Below are 23,154 nucleotides of genomic sequence, written 5' to 3' on the forward strand. Positions count from 1 at the left end.
TACCGCTAGGCCAGCGGCGGCTGACCGTTGGAGGCCGAGACACCGCCATCCACGGCCAAGTTTGCGCCGGTGACGAAGCTTGCGTCTTCGCTGGCGAGAAATGCAATGACGGCGGCGACTTCATGCGGCTCGCAAACCCGCCCGAGCGGAATACGCTCCCGGAACTTCGCGAGCAGTTCCTCGTCCTGCATCATATCGGCCGTCATGCCGGTCCGGGTCAGGCTGGGACAGACCGAATTTACCCGAACGCCCTTCTTCCCTAAATCCAGCGCCAGCGACCGCGTCAGGTTGACGACGGCGCCCTTGGCGGCGTTGTAGGGACTGGTTGCCCAGTCGCCGCCGGTGCCGGATACCGAGGCCGTATTGACGATCGAGCCTGCCGTCTTCTCAAGGTGGAGGAGGGCCGCGCGGCAACCGAAGAAGACGCCGTCGAGATCGGTCGCCATCACCTTGCGCCACTGCTCGTTGGTGATTTCAGCCGGGTCGCCTCCCTCATAGACGCCGGCATTATTGACCAGGACGTCCAGCCGCCCAAAGCGCTTCACCACAGTCGTCACCATGGCGTCGACGGCTTCGCTGTCCGAGACGTCGGCGAGGTGAGACAGGGTGAACTGTGCCGGCAGATCCTTCGCGACGGTGGCCAGCGGCATTTCGTTGCGATCCACCAGCGCGACGCATGCGCCTTCGGACGAAAAACGCCGCGCGGTGGCTTCGCCAATGCCGGAGGCCGCCCCGGTCACGATGACGACCTTGCCCTCAAAGCGCTTCATGCTCGCTCATTTCACAACAGGGGCATTGCACAGATCAAACCTGTGCGTGCTGCCCGCCGGGCCGCGAAATTGCGCTTAACGCCGCGCCCGTGCCGTTGCCGCCCTGCACCAGCGCGATGTCGCCCAGCGCAATGATGCCGACGAGCTGCTTGTTGCGATTGAGCACCGGGAGGCGGCGGACCTGGATGTCGCCCATGTTCGCGCTCACCTCGTCAAGATCCTGATCTTCGTAGCAATACTTGACGTCGGCCGTCATCACGTCGCCGACCCGTCCCTCTGGGCCTCGGCCCATGCCGATCCCGCGGATCGCGATATCGCGGTCGGAGATCATGCCGACCAGGCGGTCATTGTCGGTCACCGGCAGCAACCCGACCCCAAGCGCTGCCATCGCCTGCGCGGCGTCCTTTAACGTGTCATCGGGAGTGCAGAGCTGCACCTCAGGTGTCATCGCATCGGAAACTTTCATAGGAGCCTCTCCTCTTGCTTTGTCCGTTGCTTCACCCGCTAACAGGCACCGCCGCGCGCCGTTCCCGAAAGGAAAATGAAATATTCCCGACGCGGGCGGAGAGACTTCGGACTGAGCCGAAGTCTCTCCTGTGGAAGTCTTCCCTGTGGAAGTCTTTCCTGTGATTGTCCTACCAACGATCGTTGTCGACGCCGACGCCCACGCTTACGCCGGGTGCGCGGATGCCGACGCCGGCTCGCGGCTCATCCCAGTCGCGGTAGCGTCGATGCTCGATGTATCGCTCGCGTGGCGCATAGTTGTATGAGTCGCGCACGATCACGCGGCTGCCGCCGCGGGTGCGATAGCAGCGTCCGTTGTCGTCACAGACCATGCGAACCTGCTGTATCAGGTCGGAGTTGGTATATTCGCTGTTGGTGTAGACGTCAGACGCATTTGCGCTGCCGGTCAGGAGTGCGCCCGCGCCGGCCAGCAGGCCGATGGCGATCTTTTTCATAAGTTCCTCCGCATTTCGGATACTGCCCTCGGGCTCAAAGCATCGCGCTGGCTTTGGTTCCGGCGCGGGAAGGCGATGAGGCCGGAGTTCCATCCGTGCGCGGGAGAAGGCGGTTGAGGTGCCGATCGCGGTGCGACCAGCCGTCATCGTCGCAGAGGCAACCACGCCGCTATTCATGCGTTGGCCCGCATGGAGGCATCAAAATAATGACTAATGGACCGACCCCCGTCATCTCCCACAATGCACTCGTTCTGATCGGCGATGGCCAGAAGGCGCTCTTTCTGCGCAACAAGGGCACCGCGCGGCAAGTCAAGCTCGAAGTCGAGCATATTCTGGAGCAGGATAATCCGGCAACACGCGAGCAGGGCACCGATCGTCCGGGACGCTCGGTTTCAAGCATCGGTACGGCGCGAAGCGCGGTAGAGGAGGCCGACTGGCACCACATCGCAAAGGAGCGGTTCGCCGGAGAGATCGCAGAGGCGCTCTACCGTCATGCCCACGACAATCGTTTCGACAAGCTCGTCGTCATCGCGCCGGCGAAGATTCTCGGTAATCTGCGCAAGGCATTTCGTGCCGAGGTTGCGGACCGGATCGTGGGCGAGATTCCGAAGGAATTGACATCGCATCCGATACCGCAGATCGAAAGGCTGATAGCCGCCTAGCTATGCATCGGCTGAACCACGGCGCCTGCAGCCTCACGACGGTGGGCGCCGTGCTGTTGTCATGTCACCGGTCCCGGATTGAACAGGGCCAGCGAGTTGGTGAGCTTCCAGTGCTCGGCCCAAGTCTCGCGGCCGCTCGCCACGTCGAGCATGAGACGGAAAATCTGCCAGCCGACGTCCTCGATCGTCGCTTCGCCGGTTGCGATGCTGCCGGCGTCGACGTCGATCAAATCGTGCCAGCGCTGCTTCAATTCGCTGCGCGTCGAGACCTTGATGACCGGCACGGCGGCGAGCCCGTAGGGCGTACCGCGGCCGGTGGTGAAGACATGCAGCGTCATGCCCGAGGCCAATTGCAGCGTGCCGCAGACAAAATCGCTGGCTGGCGTTGCCGCAAAAATCAGGCCTTTTTGGCTGACCCGCTCGCCCGGCGCGAGCACGCCCGCGATCGGGCCGGTGCCTGACTTGATGACGGAGCCCATCGCCTTCTCGACGATGTTGGAGAGGCCGCCCTTCTTGTTGCCCGGCGTAGTGTTGGCGCTGCGGTCGGCTTCGCCGCCGGCAAGATAGCGGTCATACCAGGCCATCTCGCGCACCAGGGCGTCCGCAACGTCCTGGTTCGTCGCGCGCGGCGTCAAGAGATGGATGGCGTCGCGCACTTCCGTGACTTCGGAGAACATTACGGTAGCGCCGGCGCGCACCAGAAGATCAGCGGCGAAGCCGAGCGCCGGATTGGCGGTCACGCCCGAGAACGCATCGCTGCCGCCGCATTGCATGCCGACCACCAGCGCCGATGCAGGGCAGGTTTCACGCTGGCGCTGGTTCAAAATCTTGAGGCGCGCATCGGCCATCTGCACGATGTTCTCGACGATTTCGCCGAAGCCGGTGAGGCCTTCGTCCTGCATGCGCATGATTTCGTCGTCGCCGCTCAAGCCCTCAGGCAGCAACAGTTCGGGCTGAAGCTTCTCGCAGCCGAGGCCAACGATCATCACCTCGCCGCCGAAATTGGGATTGCGCGCAAGGTTCTGCAGTGTGCGGATCGGAACAGCGGCGCCCGGCGCGTTGATCGCGACCCCGCAGCCATAGGCATGCGTGATCGCCACCGCGTCGTCGACATGGGGATATTTCGGCAATAATTCCTTGCGAATCCGGTCCAGCGCGAACTCGACGGTACCAGCGACGCATTGCACGCTGGTCGAGATCGCGAGGATGTTTGCGGGTGCCGACCGAACCGTCGGCATTGCGAAAACCTTCGAAGGTGTAGCCTTCCAGCGGCGGCAACCTGATCGCGCCGCCGTTGGGCCGCGGCAGATTATCGAACGACGGCGCGTCCGGCATCCGCACCAGCGATTCCTTGACCCAGCTCCCCTTAGCGATCGGCGCTGCGGCACGACCGATGACTTCGCCGTAGCGGCGAATGATTTCGCCCTGTCCGATATCGGCAAGCGCTACCTTGTGGCCTTGCGGGATCTGCTCGACCAGCCGCAGACCGCACGCGAATTCGGCGCCCGGGTGCAGACCGCCGCGATTTGCGACGATCGCGACGTTGTCGCCCGCGTGCATGCGGATGTAGAGCGGTTTCGCGGTGAGGGACTGCATGTCGAATCCTTGTTTACTGCAGACAACGCGTAGCTGCGCCGGCTGATCGAGGCAATCAAGGTCAAACCGCGCGTGCGTTCAAGCGCGTCTGGCAAGCAGCCGGCGGATAGGCGTCTGAGCTTGCAGGGGGAGCAAGTCCTACGCAGAGCGAGGTCTTGTTGAGTGGGAACCAAATAGTAAAATAATATGACTAGTCAGCGCCGATCTTCCGTGAAATATTGCCCCCCGCTGCCGCCAACAGGCAGCTTCAAAGGTGCCTTGATACCACTTTTGCGGATGCAGGCACCCCCGAACAAACATTTTGGGAGAACGCGCCTCATGACCACCAAAGCCCTCCTTGCGGCCACTGCCCTGGTCGCCATCACCCTCTCGCTTCCGGCAACCGCCGCTGAGCTCACCGTCGGCTTTTCCCAAATCGGATCCGAATCCGGCTGGCGGGCGGCGGAAACCTCGGTCTCCAAATCGGAGGCCACCAAGCGCAAGGTAACGCTCAAGATCGCCGACGCACAGCAGAAGCAGGAGAACCAGATCAAGGCGATCCGTTCCTTCATCGCGCAGGGTGTCGACGCCATCTTCCTCGCGCCTGTCGTGTCGAGCGGCTGGGACGCGGTGTTGAAGGAGGCCAAGGAAGCCAAGATCCCGGTCGTGCTGCTCGACCGCGACATCGATCCGTCGGGCAAGGAGCTTTATCTCACCGCCGTCACCTCGGACAGTGTGCACGAAGGTGCCGTCGCCGGCGAATGGCTGGCGAAGACCGTGGGCGGCAAGGCGTGCAATGTCGTCGAGCTGCAGGGCACGGTCGGTGCCAGCGTCGCAACCAACCGCAAGAAGGGTTTTGACAGCGTCGTCGCCAAGAACGCCAACCTCAAGGTGGTGCGCAGCCAGACCGGCGACTTCACCCGCGCCAAAGGCAAGGAAGTGATGGAAAGCTTCATCAAGGCCGAAGGCGGCGGCAAGACGATCTGCGCGGTCTATGCGCACAACGACGACATGATGGTCGGTGCGATCCAGGCGATGAAAGAGGCCGGCCTCAAGCCGGGCAAGGACATCCTGACGGTGTCGATCGACGCGGTGCCTGACATCTTCAAGGCTATTGCGGCTGGTGAGGCCAACGCCACCGTCGAGCTGACGCCGAACATGGCAGGTCCGGCGCTCGACGCCATCATGGCCTTCAAGGCGAAGGGAACGGTGCCGCCGAAGTGGATCCAGACGGAATCGAAGCTCTACACGGCCGCCGACGATCCGCAGAAGATCTACGACAGCAAGAAGGGCCTCGGCTACTGAGACCGGCCTGTGTCGTGCCGCCGAGTCCGGAGCGGGCCCGGCGGCAAAAGCCTTCTCGACGAATCCGCCTCATACGGCGAACATGCCGGGCGCTCGCGTTGACGCGAGCGTCGGTGGGAGTGATGCCGGCATGAATGCAAGTTCCGACCCTGGCTCTGCTTTGCTGGAGGTGCGCGGCCTGAGCAAAAGCTTTGGCACGCTACGCGCCCTGCAGGAGGTGGATTTCACCTTGCGGGCCAGCGAAATTCACGCGCTGCTCGGCGAGAACGGGGCGGGCAAGTCCACCCTGATCAAGGCGGTGACCGGCGTGTTTCCTCGCGACGCCGGCATCGTCCGCCTCGGCGGCACCGAGGTCGCGCCGCGCTCGGCCAAGGCCGCGGTCGATGCGGGGATTGCGACCGTCTATCAGGAGGTCAACCTGCTCCTGAACCTGTCGGTGGCTCAAAACCTTTATCTCGGACGGCAGCCGACGTGGTTTGGCCTGGTGCGCGAGGCCGAAATGCGCCGCTGCGCCACCGCGCTGCTTGCGGAGTTCGATTTGCATATCGACGTCGCCGAGCCGCTCGGAAACTATTCGGTCGCGGTTCAGCATATCGCCGCGATCGCGCGCGCCGTCGACCAGTCGGCGCGGGTGCTGATCCTCGACGAGCCGACCGCGAGCCTTGATCGCCATGAGGTCGAGATCCTCTTCGCGGTGATGCGCAAGCTCGCGCTGCGCGGTATCGGCGTCATCTTCGTCACGCATTTTCTCGATCAGGTCTACGAGATCTGCGACCGCATCACGGTTTTGCGCAACGGCCGGCTGATCGGCGAGCGGACGACCGCCGAGCTGCCGCGGATCGAATTGATCCGCATGATGCTCGGCCGTGAACTCGCCGAGACGACCAGCGAGCGCGCGGCGGCGCAGGCGCGGCAGGTGGGGGAGGTCTGCGCGAACTTTGAAGGCTATGGCAAGGCCGGCTACGTCGCGCCGTTCAATCTCGCGCTTCGGCGCGGCGAGGTGGTTGGCCTCGCGGGCCTGCTCGGCTCGGGGCGCACCGAAACTGCACGGCTGGTGTTCGGCGCCGAGCGCGCCGACAGCGGCAGCGCGACTGTCGAAGGCAAGCCGGTCCGGCTGCAATCGCCGCGCGACGCGGTTGCCCATGGCTTCGGCTATTGCCCGGAAGAGCGCAAGACCGAGGGCATCATTGCCGACCTCACCGTGCGCGAAAACATCGTGCTGGCGCTGCAGGCCAAGCGCGGCCTCGCAAAGCCGCTGTCGCGCGCCGAGCAGGACGAGATCGCCGTTCGTTTCATCAGGCTGCTCGACATCCGCCCGCCGGAGCCGGAGCGGCCGATCGGGCTGTTGTCCGGCGGCAATCAGCAGAAGGTGCTGCTCGCCCGCTGGCTTGCCACCGTGCCGCGCCTTCTGGTGCTGGACGAGCCGACCCGCGGCATCGATGTCGGCGCGCACGCCGAGATCATTCGCCTGATCCGCGAATTGTGCGACGACGGCCTGGCACTGCTGGTGATCTCTTCCGAGCTCGACGAGATCGTGACCTATTCGGACCGGGTGATCGTGCTGCGCGACCGCGCCCATGTCGATGAGCTGGAAGGGGACGCCATCGACGTCTCGAATATTTTGGCAGCGATCGCTGTCGCCGGCACTGCCGGCGCGGAAGCCGGGCAACCCTGATGCCAAGACTACTGCAAAGACTGCTGCAACACCGCGGCCTTGCCCAGGTCATCGCCTTGCTGGTGATCCTCGCCGTCGACCGCGCCGTCTCGCCGCAATTCTTCGATCTGCGGATGCAGGACGGACGCCTGTTCGGCAGCCTGATCGATGTCTTGAACCGCGGCGCGCCGGTCGCGCTGCTTGCGCTCGGCATGGTGCTGGTCATCGCCACGCGGGGAATTGATCTATCGGTGGGCGCGGTGATGGCGATATCAGGCGCGATCGCCGCCAGTCTCGCCGATGCCCATGGCCTGCCGCTGGCGCTCGCCGCAGCCCTCGGCGCCGGGCTGCTCTGCGGGCTCTGGAACGGCTTTCTCGTTGCAGTGCTCGGCATCCAGCCGATCGTCGCCACCTTGATCCTGATGGTCGCCGGCCGGGGCGTTGCGCAGCTCATTACCGAGGGCCGCATCGTTACCTTCACCGCGCCCGACCTGGTCTGGCTCGGTAACGGCGCGGTGCTCGGCGTGCCGGCGCCAGTCGTGGTCGTGCTCGGCATGCTGATCGTCACCGGCGCGGTGGTCCGAGGCTCTGCGCTCGGCCTGTTGATCGAGGCGACCGGCGGCAACGCGCGGGCGAGCGAGCTCGCCGGGATCGGCACGCGCGGCATGATCCTCGCGGTCTATGTGTGGTGCGGCCTGTGCGCGGCGCTGGCCGGCGTCATCGCCGCCGCCGACATCATGGGTGCGGACGCCAACAATGCAGGGCTCTGGCTCGAACTCGATGCGATTCTTGCGGTGGTGATCGGCGGCACCTCGCTGTTCGGCGGGCGCTTCAGCCTGGTGCTGGCAATGGTCGGTGCGCTGATCATCCAGGCCATGAACACCGGTATCTTGCTGTCGGGTTATCCGCCGGAGTTCAATCTCGTGGTGAAGGCGGCCGTTGTGCTGGTCGTTCTGCTGCTGCAGTCGCCGCGCTTGGCCAATGCCGGGGTCGCGCTGGGGAGGGCCCGCCAATGAAGGGTCTGCCGCCGGTCGCGATCACGGCCATCGTCTTCGTCGCTGGCTTTGCGCTCTGCACGATGCAATTTCCCAATTTCGCCTCCACCCGCGTGGCCGCCAATCTGCTGACCGACAATGCTTTTCTCGGCATCGTCGCCGCCGGCATGACTTTTGTGATCATTTCCGGGGGCATCGACCTGTCGGTCGGCTCGGTGATCGGCTTCACCACCGTGTTCGTCGCGCTGGCGATCGAGCGCCTCGGCGTACCGCCGCTCGTCGCCTTCGCCGCGATCCTCTTGCTATGCGCCGCCTTCGGTGCCGCCATGGGCGCCATCATTCACGTCTTCGACATGCCGCCGTTCATCGTCACGCTGGCGGGCATGTTTCTCGCCCGCGGTGCCAGCTTTTTGATGTCGACGGAATCGACGCCGATCAGCGCACCGCTCTATTCGACGGTGTCGGATTTCGCGCTGCGGCTGCCCGGGGGAGGCCGGCTCACGGCCATTGCCCTCATCATGCTTGCGGTGGTCGCGGCGGGCGCCGTGCTGCTGCATTTCACCCGCTTCGGCGCCAACGTCTATGCGCTCGGCGGCAGCCGCGCGACGACGGCTTTGATGGGCATACCGGTCGGATCCATGACGGTGCGCATCTATATGCTGTCGAGCGTCCTTGCCGGGCTCGCCGGAATTGTGTTCTCATTCTACACTGCGGCGGGCTACTCGCTGTCCGCGGTCGGCGTCGAACTCGATTCCATCGCGGCCGTGGTGATCGGCGGCACCCTGCTGACCGGCGGCCAGGGGTCGGTGGTCGGCACGTTGCTGGGCGTGCTGATACAGGGCCTGATCCAGACCTACATCAATTTCGATGGAACCTTGTCGAGCTGGTGGACCAAGATCGTGACCGGTATCCTGCTTTTTGCTTTCATCGCCCTGCAGCAGGCCATGCTGGGCATCGCCCGCCGCGCCGGCCCTCGTAAGGCAGGAGTCCTCAAATCATGACGTCCCGGCTTGTCGTCATCCCGACGCGGCGCGCGCACTCCAACCACGCCGAGGTCGCCCGCAGCATCGGCGTTGACATCATCGCCGGCCGTTACGCCGAAGGCGGTCGCCTGCCGGGCGATGCCGAGCTCACGGCGATGTTCGGCGTATCGCGGCCGGTGTTGCGCGAGAGCGTCAAAACGTTGGTAGCCAAGGGTCTGCTCACCACCAAGGCGCGGGTCGGCACCGTGGTGCGCGAGCGCGGCGCCTGGAACATGTTCGACGCCGACGTGCTGGCCTGGCATCTTGATGCCGGCATCGACCGGCGCTTTCTCAACGATCTCGCCGAAATCCGGCTTGCGGTCGAGCCGCGCGCGGCTGCGCTCGCCGCTAGCCGCCGCTCGGATGCCGACATCGCCGAACTGCATCGGAGCATGGCGCGGATGCGGCGCGAGGCCTCCGACTCCGTCGGTTTTGCCGATGGCGACCTTGCCCTGCACCTAGCCGTCGCCAACGCCTCCGGCAATCTGTTCATGCGCTCGATCGGCAACGTCATCGAGGCGGCATTGCGCGCCTCGTTCCTGCTCAGCGCGCCGGTCGAGACGCAGGACCGCGAGACGGTACTGTTGTGGCACCAGCGCATTGTCGATGCGATCGAAAGCGGCGATGCCGAGGCGGCGACCGCCGCCATGGCCGAGGTGATCCACAATGGATTGCGCCGTCATGAGGGGGCCCCGGCATCGTCGGGTGCTACGCCTGCGGTCCCCGCGGCGGTCGAGCCTGGAGAGCCATCATGAATCCGCTCCGCGTCGCCATCGTCGGCTTCGGCAAAATTGCCCGTGACCAGCATGCGCCGGCGATCGCCGCAACCGATGGCGTGGAGCTGGTTGCCGTCGCCAGCCGAAACGCCTCGCTTGCCGGCGTGCCGCATGCGGCGACGCTCGATGAACTGTTGCGCGACGGCCCGCCGATCGACGCGGTGGCGTTGTGCACTCCGCCGCAGGTTCGCCACGCACAGGCGGCGATGGCGCTTGCCGCCGGCAAGCATGTGATGCTGGAAAAGCCGCCGGGCGCCACGGTAGCTGAAATCACTCCGCTCCTGACCGCTGCGCGGGCAGCGCAACGCACGCTGTTTGCCACGTGGCACTCGCGGTTCGCGCCTGCCGTCGAGCCGGCGCGGCAATTGCTGGCCGGCAGGAAGGTCATGGCCGCAAGAATTACCTGGAAGGAAGACGTGCGAGTTTGGCATCCGGGGCAGGCCTGGATCTTTGAGGCGGGCGGGCTCGGCGTGTTCGACCCCGGCATCAACGCGCTTTCGATTCTGACGCGCATTTTGCCGCAGCCATTATTCGTGACGTCGGCCGATCTCGCGTTCCCCGCCAATCGTGACGCGCCGATCGCTGCCAACCTTGCGCTCAGCGATGCGCAGGGACTGAAGATTACGGCCGAGTTCGACTTCCGCCAGACCGGGCCGCAGAGCTGGGACATTGATCTCGACACCGATAGTGGCCCGGTCACCGTGTCCATGGGTGGAGCGAGGTTGAGGGCAGAGGGCAAGCAGCTCGTCGACGCCCCTGACGCCGAATATGCCGGGCTCTATCGCCGCTTCCGTGAACTCGCCGCAACCGGCGAAACCGACGTCGATCTTGCGCCGCTGCAGCTCGTCGCCGATGCGTTCCTGGTGGGACGACGCCGGACGGTCGAACCATTCGAGGACGAGACATGAACGTGTCGTCCATTCCGCGTATCGCGCGTTCCACCTTCGGGGTGCTGCCCGACGGCACCGAAGTCGAACACGTTACGCTGCAAGCTGCTGATGGACTGGAAGCGCGCATCATGACCTATGGCGCATCGCTGCAGGCATTGTTGGTGCCGGATGCCGCCGGACGCCGCGACGACATCGTTCTCGGTCATGACGCGTTCGATGGATATCTCGCCCGCCGTCAGTTCTTTGGCGCGACCGTCGGCCGCTATGCCAACCGCATCGCCGGGGCGAGCTTCGCGCTCGACGGCACTGAGGTGCAACTCGCGGCAAATAACGGTCCCAACGCGTTGCATGGCGGGCTGGAGGGCTTTGATCGCCGCAACTGGCGGATTGTCGCGATCGAGGATGGAGATCATCCGGCCGTGACGCTTGCGTATACGAGTGGCGATGGCGAGGAGGGCTATCCCGGCACGCTGGAGGTGGAGGTGACCTGGCGCCTGGCCGGGCGGATGGAACTTCAACTCGACATGACGGCGCGGACCGACCGCCCCACTGTAGTCAATCTCACCAATCACAGCTTTTTCAACCTGGCCGGTGCGTGCTCGGGCCGCAGCATTCTCGATCATCACCTCACCGTGGCGGCGGATCATTTCCTCGCAATCGACGCCGGCGCGATCCCGTTGCCGCAGCCGCCCTGTGCAGTCGCTGATACGCCATTCGACTTCCGGGAAGGCGTCGAGATCGGCGCGCGGATCCGCAACGACCATCCGCAACTGCGCGTAGGCCGCGGCTATGACCATAATTTCTGCCTCGCGCCGGCAGGCAGCAAGCCTCGCTTCGCCGCGCGGCTCGCGGAGCCGGCGTCCGGCCGCGTGCTCGAACTGTTCACCAATCAGCGCGGCCTGCAGGTCTATTCCGGAAATTTTCTCGACGGCTCCACCGCCGGAAAGGGCGGCCGCCTCTATCGGCAGTCCGATGCCATCTGCCTCGAGCCGCACGCGTGGCCGAATACACCCAATCGGCCCGACTTCCCGACTGCACGGCTTGCGCCGGGCGAGGTCTATCGCCACGCCACGCTGTACCGTTTCACCCATGCAAATCCGGGCGCAATCGGAACACAATCCGAGGTAGAGTTGCCTGGAGGGAGCGGGCAATGATCGGCGGTCACAAAATGGAAGAGGTCCCGACGACCGTTCTCTGCGGCGAGCGGTGTCATCTTGGCGAGGGGCCGACCTACAACGCCGCCACCGATACGGCCTGGTGGTTTGACATTGTCGAACGCCGGCTGTTCGAGACGCGGCTCGGCACCGGCCAGATCACCATCCATTCCCTCGACGTGATGGGCAGCGCGCTTGGGCGGATCGACGCGCATCGCCAGCTCGTCGTCGCCGACGATGGTCTCTATATCCGCACGCCTGCGGATGGACGAATGGCGCTGTTCCGTCCACTCGAAGCCGACAATGCCACCACGCGTTCGAACGATGCCCGGGTTCATCCATCGGGCACGTTCTGGATCGGTACCATGGGCCGCCAGGCCGAGCGGGGGCTGGGCGCCATCTATGCGCTGCATCGCGGCGAGCTGTCGCGCCTTTATGATGGCATCACGATCCCGAACGCGATCTGCTTCTCCCCGGACGGGACTATCGGCTATTTCGCCGACACGGGGAAGAACGTGCTGTTTCGCATCGACCTCGATGCGGCGACCGGCCTGCCGCGCGGGACGCCCGCCGAGCTGATCACCCGAAGGAGCGGCGGCGGCATCGACGGCGCGGTGGTCGATGCCGACGGGCTGATCTGGAATGCACGCTGGGGCGGCGGCTGCATCGATGTCTACAGCCCGCAGGGCGAGCATCTGCGCACGCTCCGCGTCCCGGCGCGGCAGTCGAGTTGCCCCGCCTTTGTCGGGCGGGATTTCTCGCGTCTACTCGTTACGTCGGCCTGGCAGGACATGGGTGATGACGCGAAGCGCGCCGATCCCGATCATGGCCGCACCTTTGTGCTCGATGTCGCGGCACGCGGCCGCCTTGAACCGGACGTAAAACTAGCAACGGGTTGATGGAGGAAGACGAGGCGCGGCAGCCAAACGCGCGAGAGCGACTGAGTTTCAAGAACCGCATTCAGCGGTCTGACGATCCAGAAACCATAGATCCTCGACAATCAAGGGAGTGAAGCATGACTAGTCTGAAGACCACTTTGTCGGCCTTGGCGCTGGCAGCAACCATGGCCACAACGGCGGTAACCGGAGTCTTCGCGCAGAGCAAGGGAACCGTCGGCATCGCCATGCCGACCAAATCCTCGGCACGCTGGATCGACGATGGCAACAACATCGTCAAGATCCTGAAGGAGCGCGGTTACGGCACCGACCTGCAATATGCCGAGGACGACATTCCGAACCAGCTCTCGCAGGTCGAGAACATGGTGACCAAGGGCGCCAAGGTGCTGGTGATCGCGGCGATCGACGGCACCACGCTGTCTGACGTGCTGAAGCAGGCCAAGGCCAAGGGGATCACGGTCATCGCCTATGACCGGTTGATCCGCGACACGCCCAATGTCGACTACTACGCCACGTTCGATAATTTCCAGGTCGGCGTGCTGCAGGCGCAGTCGATCGAGCAGGGGCTTGGGTTGAAGGAAGGCAAGGGACCCTTCAACATCGAATTGTTCGGAGGCTCGCCGGACGATAACAACGCCTACTTCTTCTACAATGGCTCGATGTCGGTGCTGCAGCCCCATATCGACAGTGGCAAGCTGGTGATCGGCAGTGGCCAGAAGGGCATGGACAAGGTCTCGACCCTGCGCTGGGACGGCGCCACTGCCCAGGCCCGCATGGACAACCTCTTGAGCGCATTCTATGGCCGCAAGCGGGTCGATGCGGTGCTCTCTCCCTATGACGGCCTCTCCATCGGCATTCTCTCTTCGCTGAAGGGCGTTGGCTATGGCAGCGGCAACATGCCGATGCCTGTCGTCAGCGGTCAGGATGCCGAGGTGCCGTCGATCAAGTCGATGCAGCGCGGCGAGCAGTATTCGACCATCTTCAAGGATACCCGCGATCTCGCCCGCGTCACCGCCGATATGGTGGACGCAGCCCTCAGCGGCAAGGAAGTGACCGTCAACGACACCAAGACCTACAATAACGGCGTCAAGGTGGTACCTTCCTATCTCCTGAAGCCGGTCGTCGTCGACAAGAGCAACTGGGAGAAGGTGCTGATCGACAGCGGTTACTACAAGCGTTCCCAGTTCGACTGAGCGGGAACGGCGGCGCCGGCGATGACCGGCGCCGCCACCAGCCTGCGTGCAACCGCAGCGAGATAGACAGACAATGGATGTGATGGCGCGATGACCGCAATTCTCGAAATGCGCGGCGTAAGCAAGAGTTTTTCCGGCGTTCAGGCCCTGCGCGACGTCAACTTCACGGTGGAGGCGGGGCAGATCCATGCGCTGGTTGGCGAGAACGGCGCCGGCAAGTCAACCCTGATGAAGGTTCTCAGCGGGGTGTATCCCCATGGCGATTACGAAGGCAGCATCATCTTCGACGGCGAGGAGCGGCGCTTTCGCGACGTCAATGATTCCGAAGCGCTGGCCATCATCATCATCCACCAGGAGCTGGCGTTGATCCCGCTGATGTCGATCGCGGAGAACATTTTTCTGTCGCATCCGCCGTCGCGTCTTGGCGTGGTCGACCGCGACACGGTCTATCGCCGGACGCAGGAATTGCTCGCTCAGGTCGGCCTCACCGAGATGCCCGATACGCTGGTGACGGATCTCGGCGTCGGCAAGCAGCAATTGGTCGAAATCGCCAAGGCCTTGTCGAAGCGGGTCCGACTATTGATCCTCGATGAGCCGACTGCCAGCCTGAACGAGAACGACAGCGCGGCATTGCTGGATCGACTGCTGGCCTTCCGCGCACAGGGCATCGCCTCGATCCTGATCTCGCACAAATTGTCGGAAGTCGCCCGCGTCGCCGACCGGATCACGGTGCTGCGCGACGGCCGCACCGTCGACAGCATCGATTGCCGGGCTGAGCCGGTGGAAGAGGACCGGATCATCCGCAGCATGGTCGATCGCGACCTTGCCCATCGCTTTCCCCAGCGCGCCGCCACGATCGGCGCCCCGGTCTTCGCCGTGCAGGACTGGACGGTACATCATCCGCTGCACAGGGATCGCCGGGTGATCAAAGGAGTGGATTTCGAGGTCCGGCGCGGCGAGGTGGTCGGGATCGCCGGGCTGATGGGCGCTGGCCGCACCGAATTCGCCATGAGCCTGTTCGGCCGCGCCTGGGGGGATCGGATCAGCGGACGCGTCTGGCTCGATGGAAGGGAAGTCAACCTGTCGAGCGTGGCGGCGGCAATCGATGCCGGCCTCGCTTACGTCACCGAGGATCGCAAGCAGCTCGGCCTGATCCTGGATGCCGACGTCCGCAAGAACATCACCCTGGCAAGTCTCGGCCGCGTGGCGCGGCAAGGCGTGATCGATGACATGTCCGAATTGCGCGTTGCGAGCGACTACCGCAACCGGATGCGGATCAGGTGTTCGGATGTCTATCAGGAGACCGGCCAGCTCTCCGGCGGCAACCAGCAGAAAGTGGTGCTGTCGAAATGGCTGATGACCGATCCGAAAGTATTAATCCTCGATGAGCCAACGCGCGGCATCGACGTCGGGGCAAAATACGAAATCTATTGTATCATCAACGAGCTTGCCGAGGCGGGCAAGGGCGTGGTGATGATCTCGTCGGAGATGCCGGAACTGCTCGGCGTCTGCGACCGCATCTGCGTGATGAATGACGGCGCCTTTGTCGGCGAATTCGCCGCCGCCGAGGCGACCCAGGAAAGGATCATGCGCGCCATCATGCGCAACAAGGAAATGGACAAGAAAGTACTTCAAGGAGATTTGCGGCCATGACCGACAAGGCGGTTGCGCTGCCCGGGCACACCGGCTTCATCAAGAACAATCTGCGCAACTACGGCATGCTGCTGTCGCTGTTTGCGATCATGCTGTTCTTCCAGGTCATGACCGACGGCACGCTGCTGCAGCCGCTGAACCTGACCAATCTGGTGCTGCAGAACAGCTACATCGTGATCATGGCGCTTGGCATGCTGTTGATCATTGTCACCGGCCATATCGACCTGTCGGTCGGCTCGGTGGCGGGCTTCGTCGGAGCCGTCGCAGCGGTGCTGATGGTGCGCTATCACATCGCCTATCCGCTGGCCTTCCTCGCCTGCCTGTTGGTCGGCGCGATGATCGGCGCCGCACAGGGCTATTGGGTTGCCTATTTCAAAATCCCGTCCTTTATCGTGACACTGGCCGGCATGCTGGTGTTCAAGGGACTTGCGCTTGCGATCCTGGCGGGCCAGTCGGTCGGGCCGTTTCCGCCGACCTTTCAGAAATTGTCCTCGGGCTTCATTCCCGAACTGTTTCCCGGCGCCGGCACGCTTTATCCGACCTCGCTGTTGATCGGTGCCGTCTTGGCGGTGGCGCTGGTCTATACCAGCGCCAAGAACCGGGCGCGGCAGGCCTCGCACGGCATCGACGTGGAACCCTTTGGCTTCTTCGTAACCAAGAGCGCGGCGCTGTTCGCCGTGATCGTGTTCTTTGCCGGCCTGATCGCCTCGCATCGCGGCCTGCCCAACGTGCTGGTGATCATGACGGCGCTGATCGGGCTCTATGCTTTCGTCACCACCCGCACGGTGATTGGCCGTCACATCTATGCCATCGGCGGCAATGCCAGGGCCGCGAGCCTGTCCGGCATCAAGACCGAACGGCTGACATTTCTGACCTTCGTCAACATGGGGGTGCTGGCTGCACTAGCCGGCCTCGTGTTCGCCGCGCGGCTCAATACGGCGACGCCGAAGGCGGGGGCCGGCTTCGAGCTCGACGTCATCGCGGCCTGCTTTATCGGCGGCGCGTCGGCCTATGGCGGCGTCGGCAGGGTCGGCGGCGCGGTGATCGGGGCCATGATCATGGGCGTCATGAACAACGGCATGTCCATCCTCGGCATCGGCATCGACTACCAGCAGGTGATCAAGGGACTGGTGCTGCTCGGCGCCGTCTGCCTCGACGTTTATAACCAGCGGCGATAGGGCTGCCCGGCGGCGGCGGCGTCAGCCCTGCAATTGCCAGCGGCCAATGACGCGAAACCGCGAATTGGGATTTTCCTGACGGCACAGGGCAATCGCGTCGATCGCGAGCGGCCCGATGCCCGTTGCCGAAAACCTATCCCGCAGCATCGCCACAATCGGCTCGCGCCGTTCTGCGGGAAGCCGTCCCGTCAGCGTCATGTGGAAGCGAAATTCCTCGAAGACGTAAGGGTAGCCCCAGCGGTCGAGATAGTCGCGCTGGCTCGGCGTCAGCTTGTCGGGATTTCGCCGCGCATGGTCTTCCGGGCCAAGGGGAGCGCGGAACGAATCGAACGCCTTGGTGGCCTCGGCGGCGAGGAGTTCGAGTTCTACCGACGGTTCGGCCGGAATCACCGCGATGAAGCCGCTGATCGAATCGACGACCGGTTGGACCACCGGCACAGGGCGGGCCAGGTCTGCGAACAATTCGCATGCCGCGGCAAGCTGTGCCTCGGCCTTGCCATCGGCCAGCGCGATCGGCGCCTTCAGCGTGGCGTGAAAGCCGTATTTGCGGGGATCCTGCGTCAGGTCGCGCCAGTCCGGGATCATCTGCATGACGCCGTCCGGAAAGGGCAGGTCGTCGCCACTATGGGCATCGTAGCCGAGCAGCGACGCGCCGAACCGGTCGAGCGCGCTGTCCGGTGCGGCCGTGTAATAGATTGCGTAACGGGGATAGTTTGCCATTGCACCAGAATAGGGCCGCCTCACGCGGCTGCAACTGCCTTGCGGGGCGTGACCGACGAACGGAGGAGGCGGTGCGTATCGGTCAGATACACCAGACGCCCCGCAGCAACGACCGCAACGATTCGCGGCCGCAGCGGCACCGTATCATCGACGAGAACGATGTCGGCGCGCTGCCCCGCGACGAGGGTGCCACGATCGGCGAGGCCGGCAGCGCGCGCCGGCGCTGACGAGATCAATTGCCATGCCGCCGCCAGCGGTAGCACGCCGTCGGCGGCGAGACGAAACGCCGCCAGCAGCGGCGCTGGATAGTAGTAATCCGACGCCAGTACCGAACACAGGCCTTTGGCGATCATGTCGGAGGCTTTGGTCCAGCCGGTGTGGCTGCCGCCGCGCACGACATTGGGCGCGCCGAACACGATGAAGTCGCCGGCCGCGGCAGCGTCGCGGGCGGTTTCCTCGTTGACCGGAAATTCGGCGATGGCTACGCCTTGCGCACGAAAAGCCTGCCGCATGGCCGGGCTTTCGTCGTCATGCGAGAGCATCCGGACGTTCGCTGTGCGCGCCACCTCGGCCAGTCGGCCGATCGACGCCGGCACGTCGTGGCTGCGGGCCACCACACTTTGCACCAGCCGATCGAACGCCTCATTGGTGAGCCCGGTGCGCTCGACCATTCGGCCGCGCTTCTGCGGTTTGGCGAGGCTGGCGACGGTCGAGTCCATGTGGTCGTTGAAGGCGAACAGGTCGACGCGTCCTTCTGATAGCCAGTCGATGATTTCGCTTTCTGCGTCTAGATTGTTGGTTTCGTGGCGCAAATGGAAGCGGGTGTCGGCGGCGAGCTGCGGCCGCATCTGCTCGATCGCCTCGAGCAGTTTCCGCGCGTTGTCCCCGCTGCGTAAGCCAGGTTCCCACGACCAGGTCGCGGCATGATAGACGGTCGTGATGCCGTTGCTGACCGCCTGCCGGTCGCTGTCGACCAGGGCGACGTCGATTGGGAAATCGACGCCGGGGCGCGGCATCATCTGTCGCTCGAACGCATCGCCGTGCAGGTCGACAATGCCCGGCAGCACCAGCAAGCCGCCGGCATCGATGCAGGGCGAGCCATGGCTGTTGTCCGTACCCACGGCGACGAACTCGCGGCCGGCAATCCGCAACGTGGTTTCGAGGATCTCGTTGCCGAGCAGCGCCCGGCCACCTTCAATGAACAGTTCGGTCACGATGCGGCACTCTGGTTGAATTGCGGTCGGCCGGATGCGGCGGCGGATTCGTACTTCTCGAGAAAGCCTTCGACATCGAGCTTGCGGAAATCGGGCAGGGCGCGGCGAAGCGTCTCGTGGTCCCAGTCCCACCATGCGAGCTCCGCAAGCCGGCCGGCGATGGATTCGGGAAACCGCCGCTTGACCAGCCGGGCAGGGTTACCTGCAACGATCGTGTAGGCGGGGACATCCTTGGTCACGATGGCGCCGGCCGCGACCACCGCGCCGGTGCCGATCGAACGACCGGGCAGGATGACCGCGCCGTGACCGATCCAGACGTCATGGCGGATATGGATGTGATGGGCGCGCCGCCATTCAAAGATTTCGGCATCGTCGCTCTCGCCCGGAAAATAGCTGCTGGCGCGGTAAGTGAAATGCGCCTGCGAGGCGCGGTGCATCGGATGATTACCCGGGTTGATCCGCGTCATCGCCGCGATCGAGCAGAATTTCCCGATCGTGGTGTAGGTGATCTGCGCGTCGTTCACGACGTAGGAATAGTCCGCCATCGTCACCTCGAGCAGGATGGTCCGGGCGCCGACCTCGGTGTAGGCGCCGAGCTGGCAGTCGCGCACCGATGCGGTGGGGTCGACGGCCGGTTCAGTGGAAAGCATCTTGCCGGCCATCGGGAGCGTCCATCAGCAATCGAGGAAAGATCATTGGCATCCGCACGTCTTCGATGTGCTTGATGACAAGATCATGACGGACGCATGACGCCGGCCGTGGCTGTGGGCGAGGGCTGTGGACGAACACCGCACGCAGCAGCGGTGTCACACAACTGTTAGATCGAGCCGTTAGCGATGCTGCACGACTGGAACTCTGGAGCAATGCATGCTGGTGGTAGAAGGTTTGACCTGTCGGTTCGGCACCAAAGCCGCAGTGGATAATGCGTCATTTTCGATCGCGCCCGGCAGCTTCGTCGGTGTGATCGGCCGCTCCGGAGCCGGCAAGTCGACGCTGCTTCGGATGATCAATCGTCTCGCTGAGCCTTCCGAAGGACGCATCCTGTTCGAAGGCGTCGACGTGACCGCGCTGCGCGGCAAGGATTTGCGGCAGTGGCGTGCGCGCTCCGCGATGATCTTTCAACAATTTAACCTGGTCGGTCGGCTCGACGTCCTGACCAATGTGCTGATGGGGCGGTTGGCCGAAATTCCGTCCTGGCGCTCGCTGACGCAACTTTGGCCGGAAGAAGACAGAGCGCTGGCGATGTCGGCGCTGGAGCAGTTCGATATGGCTGGCATCGCCGCCCAGCGCGCCGACCAGCTTTCCGGCGGCCAGCAGCAGCGCGTCGCGATCGCGCGTGCACTGGTGCAAGAGCCCGACATCATTCTCGCCGACGAGCCGATCGCTTCGCTCGATCCCCGCAACACGCGCATCGTGATGGATGCGCTGCTGCGCATCAACAAGCATTTCGGCATTACCGTGATCTGCAACCTGCATTCGCTCGATCTGGCGCGAACCTACTGCGACCGCCTGGTCGGCATGGCGGTCGGGCGCGTGGTGTTCGATGGCGCGCCTGAGACGCTGACCGATCGCATTGCGCGCGAACTTTACGATCTCGAAGCCAACGAGGTCATGGGCATCACGCCTGCGCAAGCGCCCGGTGGCGCGACCGTTCCGGAACTGGGCACCGCTGCTGCGGCCTGAGCTTCACTTCTGTACAGGGTAGCCGTTGCAAATCTGCAATCGGCGAAGGCGTAATTACAACAAGAGGGCACACCATGATAACTCGTCGTATCTTTCTTGCCGGCGCGGCCGCGCTGGCGTTCACGGCTTCAGCTTCGGCGCAGGATTGGAAGAGTAAATATCCGGAACTGACTTTTGCTGTGGTGCCAGCCGAAAACGCTTCCGGCGTCACCGAGCGCTGGACGCCGTTCGTCGCCTATCTCTCCAAGGAACTCGGCGTGAAGGTTACGCTGCGCATTGCCAACGACTACGCCGCCGTGATCGAGGGCCAGCGGGCCGGCAACATCCATATCGCAAGCTACGGCTCGGCATCCTTTGCCCGCGCCCGCCTGACCGGCGTCAAGACCGATGCCTTCGCAAACGATATCAATGCCGACGGTTCGACCGGCTATTATTCCGTGTTCTTCGTCAAGGCGTCGAGCCCCTACAAAAATATCGATCAATTGAAGGGCAAGAACCTTGGCTTGGTTGATCCGAATTCGACGTCGGGCAACAACGTGCCGCGCTTCGAACTCGACAAGCTGGGAATCTCCGACGCCGATACCTACTTCGGCAAGGTCGTTTTCACCGGCAGCCATGAGAACGCCATGCTGGCGCTGTCGCAGGGCACCGTCGAGGTCGCCGCCAATCAGTGGACCAATGACGATGACTCCACGCTCGCCCAGATGCTGCACAAGGGCATGCTGAAGAACGCCGACGGCTCGCCGATCAAGAAGGACGATTTCCGGATCATCCACAAGTCGGCCCCGATCATCAACGGACCCTACGCCTATAATTCTGACCTTCCGGCCGATCTGAAGGCCGCCATTGCCAAGGCGTTCACCGAAGCGCCGGCCAAGGACAAGGCCGCGTTCGACCGTCTATCCGACGGCCAGAAGAAGGGCTTCAATCCGGCCACCACCAAGGACTGGGATGGCACCATCGAATTGATCAAGTTCGTCGATGCGTTGCGTAAAAAGAAGGCGTCCTGATCAATAGACTTAGACGAGCCTGGCCGGGTCCAAGTGACCCGGCCTTTTTCTGTCGAACACCGTTCTGTTTCATACCCGTTCTGTTCACACCTGGGCACAGTGATCCCGATGGCGAATGCCATATCCATCCTTCCAGACCAGCAACTTGCGGTGCTCAACGATACGTATCGCAAGGCGGTCGCGCGCAAGCGTTTAAAGGCGACTTTGGCGGCGGCGGTATTCTTCGCCGCGTTGATTGTCGCAGCGATCGGCGCGGAGGTGAATCTGCGCACGCTCTTCAGCTATTTCGGCAACTTTGTCAGCTATTTCGACCGCATCCTTACCCTGGAAGACGGCACACGGGTATGGACCAATTTCGGCGAATGGTTCTGGGGCTGGCAGAAGTGGCTCAAGATGCTCGGCGAGACCATTCTCATCAGCTACGTCGGCACCCTGAGCGGCGCGGTCCTTGGCTTTGTGCTGAATTTCTTCGCCGCGCAAAATACGTCACCTGCGCCATGGCTGCGGTTCGTCATCCGGCGTCTCCTCGAATTCGCGCGCACCGTTCCCGGCATCGTATTCGCGCTGATTTTCGTCATCGCGTTCGGTCTCGGGCCGATGGCGGGCGTACTGGCAATCGCCGTGCATTCCGCGGGCGCGCTCGGAAAGTTGTTCTCCGAGATCGTCGAGAACGCCGACATGAAACCGGTCGAGGGCGTGCGCTCGACCGGCGCAAGCTGGCTCTCCTGCATGCGCTTTGCGGTGTTGCCGCAGGTCACGGCCGGCTATGCCAGCTACGCGCTGCTGCGCTTTGAGATCAATGTCCGCGAGGCCTCGGTGATGGGTTTTGTCGGCGCCGGCGGCATCGGGCAGGAGCTCGTCGTCGCGATCCGCAAGTTCTATTACTCTGACGTCAGCGCGATCCTCGTCACCATTATCGTCACAGTCTTCGTCATCGATATCACGACCGGCTGGCTGCGCGGAAAACTATTCGGCAAAGAGGCTCGCGCATGAGCCAGTTGCCGAAACCCGATACAGACGCGCTCAGGACTAAATATCCTGACGTCTTCGACCGGCCCGCATCGGCGCGTCTCGCCATGCCCGCGACAATTTCGGCTGTGTTCGCGATCTTCGTGTTCGGCTTGGTTGATCTCGGCTTTTCGCCGACCAAACTGGTGTCGGGCCTGAGCCAGCTCGGCTGGATCACGGTGATGATGATTCCACCCGATGCCGGCTCGTCGCTGCCCGCTTATCTCGCAGCCCTCGGTGAGACGCTGTCGATCGCGCTGCTCGGCACGACCTTGGCCGCCGTCGCAGCGCTGCCGATCAGCCTGCTGGCAGCGCGGAACATCATTTCCTCGAACTTGCTGCGCTTTCCGGTGCGCCGATTTCTTGATTCCATCCGTGGCGTCGATACGCTGATCTGGGCGCTGGTGTGGATCAACGTCGTTGGCCTTGGCCCGTTTGCCGGCGTGCTGGCCATCGCGCTGTCCGATTTCGGCGCATTCGGCAAATTGTTCTCCGAGGCCATCGAAGCCGCCGACAAGAAGCAGGTCGAAGGAATCAGGGCATCCGGCGGCAATGCGTTGCACGAGATACGCTTTGGCCTGATGCCTCAGGTGCTGCCCGTCATCGCGGGGCAGGTGCTCTATTTCATCGAATCGAATACCCGCTCGGCCACCATCATCGGTATCGTCGGTGCCGGTGGCATCGGTCTGCAACTCGCCGAGCAGATCCGCGTGCTGGAGTGGCAGAAAGTTTCGTTCCTGATCCTGATGATTCTGGTCGCGGTAGCCGCGATCGACTGGATCTCCGGCAAACTGCGCTTTGCCATCATCGGACAGCGGGCCGTCGCGTAGTTGCTCT

The 23,154-nt window shown here is 63.7% G+C and carries 22 protein-coding genes and 1 pseudogene; 16 read left to right on the forward strand and 7 right to left on the reverse strand.

Annotated features, from left to right (window positions below):
* Positions 1-5: 5 nt before the first annotated feature.
* The 3 genes from V1288_RS23515 to V1288_RS23525 all read right to left on the reverse strand — a co-directional run bounded on the left by V1288_RS23515 (position 6) and on the right by V1288_RS23525 (position 1,729).
* Complete coding sequence (locus tag V1288_RS23515; RefSeq protein WP_334359305.1) at positions 6-770, reverse strand: SDR family NAD(P)-dependent oxidoreductase; 765 nt, start codon at positions 768-770, stop codon at positions 6-8.
* A 34-nt stretch (positions 771-804) separates the two neighbouring features.
* Positions 805-1,236, reverse strand: a complete 432-nt coding sequence (locus V1288_RS23520) for a CBS domain-containing protein (RefSeq protein WP_334359306.1) — start codon at positions 1,234-1,236, stop codon at positions 805-807.
* A 169-nt stretch (positions 1,237-1,405) separates the two neighbouring features.
* Positions 1,406-1,729 carry a hypothetical protein gene (locus V1288_RS23525; protein WP_334359307.1) on the reverse strand — a complete coding sequence of 108 codons (324 nt, stop codon included), beginning with the start codon at positions 1,727-1,729 and terminating at the stop codon, positions 1,406-1,408.
* 206 nt (positions 1,730-1,935) lie between these two features.
* Here V1288_RS23525 and V1288_RS23530 point away from each other — a divergent pair, with 206 nt between their 5' ends.
* Positions 1,936-2,391 (forward strand): host attachment family protein, encoded by a 456-nt coding sequence (locus V1288_RS23530; RefSeq protein ID WP_334359308.1) that lies wholly within the window; start codon positions 1,936-1,938, stop codon positions 2,389-2,391.
* A gap of 59 nt (positions 2,392-2,450) precedes the next feature.
* Here V1288_RS23530 and garD read toward each other — a convergent pair.
* Positions 2,451-3,987, reverse strand: a pseudogene (garD, locus tag V1288_RS23535) (galactarate dehydratase).
* Between the two features lie 318 nt (positions 3,988-4,305).
* Between garD and ytfQ the strand changes: the two are divergent.
* From ytfQ to mmsB, 11 genes are all read left to right on the forward strand, one after another.
* Positions 4,306-5,271: a galactofuranose ABC transporter, galactofuranose-binding protein YtfQ gene (ytfQ, locus tag V1288_RS23540; RefSeq protein WP_334359309.1), complete on the forward strand. Its 966-nt coding sequence runs from the start codon at positions 4,306-4,308 to the stop codon at positions 5,269-5,271.
* A gap of 130 nt (positions 5,272-5,401) precedes the next feature.
* A complete protein-coding gene (locus V1288_RS23545; protein ID WP_334359310.1) occupies positions 5,402-6,946 on the forward strand; it encodes a sugar ABC transporter ATP-binding protein in 1,545 nt (514 codons plus the stop codon).
* On the forward strand, positions 6,946-7,941 hold the full coding sequence (locus V1288_RS23550; protein WP_334359311.1) for an ABC transporter permease: 996 nt from the start codon (positions 6,946-6,948) through the stop codon (positions 7,939-7,941). Before V1288_RS23545 ends, V1288_RS23550 begins: the two co-directional genes overlap by 1 nt.
* The gene (gene yjfF / locus V1288_RS23555) at positions 7,938-8,921 is read left to right on the forward strand and encodes a galactofuranose ABC transporter, permease protein YjfF (RefSeq protein WP_334359312.1); all 984 of its coding nucleotides are present in this window, start codon (positions 7,938-7,940) and stop codon (positions 8,919-8,921) included. Before V1288_RS23550 ends, yjfF begins: the two co-directional genes overlap by 4 nt.
* Complete coding sequence (locus V1288_RS23560; protein ID WP_334359313.1) at positions 8,918-9,697, forward strand: FadR/GntR family transcriptional regulator; 780 nt, start codon at positions 8,918-8,920, stop codon at positions 9,695-9,697. Before yjfF ends, V1288_RS23560 begins: the two co-directional genes overlap by 4 nt.
* Positions 9,694-10,626, forward strand: coding sequence for a Gfo/Idh/MocA family protein (locus V1288_RS23565; protein WP_334359314.1), 933 nt, complete (start codon positions 9,694-9,696; stop codon positions 10,624-10,626). Before V1288_RS23560 ends, V1288_RS23565 begins: the two co-directional genes overlap by 4 nt.
* Complete coding sequence (locus V1288_RS23570) at positions 10,623-11,762, forward strand: aldose epimerase family protein (protein ID WP_334359315.1); 1,140 nt, start codon at positions 10,623-10,625, stop codon at positions 11,760-11,762. Before V1288_RS23565 ends, V1288_RS23570 begins: the two co-directional genes overlap by 4 nt.
* A gap of 14 nt (positions 11,763-11,776) precedes the next feature.
* Positions 11,777-12,661, forward strand: coding sequence for an SMP-30/gluconolactonase/LRE family protein (locus tag V1288_RS23575; protein WP_334361383.1), 885 nt, complete (start codon positions 11,777-11,779; stop codon positions 12,659-12,661).
* Positions 12,662-12,777: 116 nt separating this feature from the next.
* A complete protein-coding gene (chvE, locus tag V1288_RS23580; RefSeq protein ID WP_334359316.1) occupies positions 12,778-13,851 on the forward strand; it encodes a multiple monosaccharide ABC transporter substrate-binding protein in 1,074 nt (357 codons plus the stop codon).
* 90 nt (positions 13,852-13,941) lie between these two features.
* Positions 13,942-15,504, forward strand: a complete 1,563-nt coding sequence (mmsA, locus tag V1288_RS23585) for a multiple monosaccharide ABC transporter ATP-binding protein (RefSeq protein WP_334359317.1) — start codon at positions 13,942-13,944, stop codon at positions 15,502-15,504.
* Entirely contained in the window at positions 15,501-16,682 is a 1,182-nt protein-coding gene (gene mmsB, locus V1288_RS23590) for a multiple monosaccharide ABC transporter permease (protein WP_334359318.1), read from the forward strand. Before mmsA ends, mmsB begins: the two co-directional genes overlap by 4 nt.
* A 21-nt stretch (positions 16,683-16,703) precedes the next feature.
* On the opposite strand, the gene V1288_RS23595 is transcribed toward mmsB, so the two are convergent.
* Genes V1288_RS23595 through V1288_RS23605 form a run of 3 tightly spaced genes read right to left on the reverse strand, consistent with a single transcriptional unit; the run spans position 16,704 to position 19,278 of the window.
* Positions 16,704-17,402: a DUF1045 domain-containing protein gene (locus V1288_RS23595; protein WP_334359319.1), complete on the reverse strand. Its 699-nt coding sequence runs from the start codon at positions 17,400-17,402 to the stop codon at positions 16,704-16,706.
* Between the two features lie 20 nt (positions 17,403-17,422).
* Complete coding sequence (locus tag V1288_RS23600; protein WP_334359320.1) at positions 17,423-18,616, reverse strand: alpha-D-ribose 1-methylphosphonate 5-triphosphate diphosphatase; 1,194 nt, start codon at positions 18,614-18,616, stop codon at positions 17,423-17,425.
* A complete protein-coding gene (locus V1288_RS23605; RefSeq protein WP_334359321.1) occupies positions 18,613-19,278 on the reverse strand; it encodes a chloramphenicol acetyltransferase in 666 nt (221 codons plus the stop codon). Before V1288_RS23605 ends, V1288_RS23600 begins: the two co-directional genes overlap by 4 nt.
* 205 nt (positions 19,279-19,483) lie before the next feature.
* Between V1288_RS23605 and phnC the strand changes: the two genes are divergently transcribed.
* From phnC to phnE (V1288_RS23625), 4 genes are all read left to right on the forward strand, one after another.
* The gene (gene phnC / locus V1288_RS23610; protein WP_334359322.1) at positions 19,484-20,299 is read left to right on the forward strand and encodes a phosphonate ABC transporter ATP-binding protein; all 816 of its coding nucleotides are present in this window, start codon (positions 19,484-19,486) and stop codon (positions 20,297-20,299) included.
* A 74-nt stretch (positions 20,300-20,373) separates the two neighbouring features.
* Positions 20,374-21,309 carry a phosphonate ABC transporter substrate-binding protein gene (gene phnD, locus V1288_RS23615; RefSeq protein WP_334359323.1) on the forward strand — a complete coding sequence of 312 codons (936 nt, stop codon included), beginning with the start codon at positions 20,374-20,376 and terminating at the stop codon, positions 21,307-21,309.
* A gap of 108 nt (positions 21,310-21,417) precedes the next feature.
* Positions 21,418-22,302, forward strand: coding sequence for a phosphonate ABC transporter, permease protein PhnE (phnE, locus tag V1288_RS23620; protein WP_334359324.1), 885 nt, complete (start codon positions 21,418-21,420; stop codon positions 22,300-22,302).
* Positions 22,299-23,147, forward strand: coding sequence for a phosphonate ABC transporter, permease protein PhnE (phnE, locus tag V1288_RS23625; RefSeq protein WP_334359325.1), 849 nt, complete (start codon positions 22,299-22,301; stop codon positions 23,145-23,147). The genes phnE (V1288_RS23620) and phnE (V1288_RS23625) overlap by 4 nt, the downstream gene beginning before the upstream one ends.
* Positions 23,148-23,154 lie beyond the last annotated feature (7 nt).

The organism is Bradyrhizobium sp. AZCC 2176 (assembly GCF_036924645.1).
Taxonomy (GTDB): Bacteria; Pseudomonadota; Alphaproteobacteria; order Rhizobiales; family Xanthobacteraceae; genus Bradyrhizobium.

Excerpts from the sequence above, each read along its gene's own strand:
- V1288_RS23515 (WP_334359305.1), bottom strand. The coding sequence starts at position 770 with ATGAAGCGCTTTGAGGGCAAGGTCGTCATCGTGACCGGGGCGGCCTCC.
- V1288_RS23520 (WP_334359306.1), bottom strand. The coding sequence starts at position 1,236 with ATGAAAGTTTCCGATGCGATGACACCTGAGGTGCAGCTCTGCACTCCC.
- V1288_RS23525 (WP_334359307.1), bottom strand. The coding sequence starts at position 1,729 with ATGAAAAAGATCGCCATCGGCCTGCTGGCCGGCGCGGGCGCACTCCTG.
- V1288_RS23530 (WP_334359308.1), top strand. The coding sequence starts at position 1,936 with ATGACTAATGGACCGACCCCCGTCATCTCCCACAATGCACTCGTTCTG.
- ytfQ (WP_334359309.1), top strand. The coding sequence starts at position 4,306 with ATGACCACCAAAGCCCTCCTTGCGGCCACTGCCCTGGTCGCCATCACC.
- V1288_RS23545 (WP_334359310.1), top strand. The coding sequence starts at position 5,402 with ATGAATGCAAGTTCCGACCCTGGCTCTGCTTTGCTGGAGGTGCGCGGC.
- V1288_RS23550 (WP_334359311.1), top strand. The coding sequence starts at position 6,946 with ATGCCAAGACTACTGCAAAGACTGCTGCAACACCGCGGCCTTGCCCAG.
- yjfF (WP_334359312.1), top strand. The coding sequence starts at position 7,938 with ATGAAGGGTCTGCCGCCGGTCGCGATCACGGCCATCGTCTTCGTCGCT.
- V1288_RS23560 (WP_334359313.1), top strand. The coding sequence starts at position 8,918 with ATGACGTCCCGGCTTGTCGTCATCCCGACGCGGCGCGCGCACTCCAAC.
- V1288_RS23565 (WP_334359314.1), top strand. The coding sequence starts at position 9,694 with ATGAATCCGCTCCGCGTCGCCATCGTCGGCTTCGGCAAAATTGCCCGT.
- V1288_RS23570 (WP_334359315.1), top strand. The coding sequence starts at position 10,623 with ATGAACGTGTCGTCCATTCCGCGTATCGCGCGTTCCACCTTCGGGGTG.
- V1288_RS23575 (WP_334361383.1), top strand. The coding sequence starts at position 11,777 with ATGGAAGAGGTCCCGACGACCGTTCTCTGCGGCGAGCGGTGTCATCTT.
- chvE (WP_334359316.1), top strand. The coding sequence starts at position 12,778 with ATGACTAGTCTGAAGACCACTTTGTCGGCCTTGGCGCTGGCAGCAACC.
- mmsA (WP_334359317.1), top strand. The coding sequence starts at position 13,942 with ATGACCGCAATTCTCGAAATGCGCGGCGTAAGCAAGAGTTTTTCCGGC.
- mmsB (WP_334359318.1), top strand. The coding sequence starts at position 15,501 with ATGACCGACAAGGCGGTTGCGCTGCCCGGGCACACCGGCTTCATCAAG.
- V1288_RS23595 (WP_334359319.1), bottom strand. The coding sequence starts at position 17,402 with ATGGCAAACTATCCCCGTTACGCAATCTATTACACGGCCGCACCGGAC.
- V1288_RS23605 (WP_334359321.1), bottom strand. The coding sequence starts at position 19,278 with ATGGCCGGCAAGATGCTTTCCACTGAACCGGCCGTCGACCCCACCGCA.
- phnC (WP_334359322.1), top strand. The coding sequence starts at position 19,484 with ATGCTGGTGGTAGAAGGTTTGACCTGTCGGTTCGGCACCAAAGCCGCA.
- phnD (WP_334359323.1), top strand. The coding sequence starts at position 20,374 with ATGATAACTCGTCGTATCTTTCTTGCCGGCGCGGCCGCGCTGGCGTTC.
- phnE (WP_334359324.1), top strand. The coding sequence starts at position 21,418 with ATGGCGAATGCCATATCCATCCTTCCAGACCAGCAACTTGCGGTGCTC.
- phnE (WP_334359325.1), top strand. The coding sequence starts at position 22,299 with ATGAGCCAGTTGCCGAAACCCGATACAGACGCGCTCAGGACTAAATAT.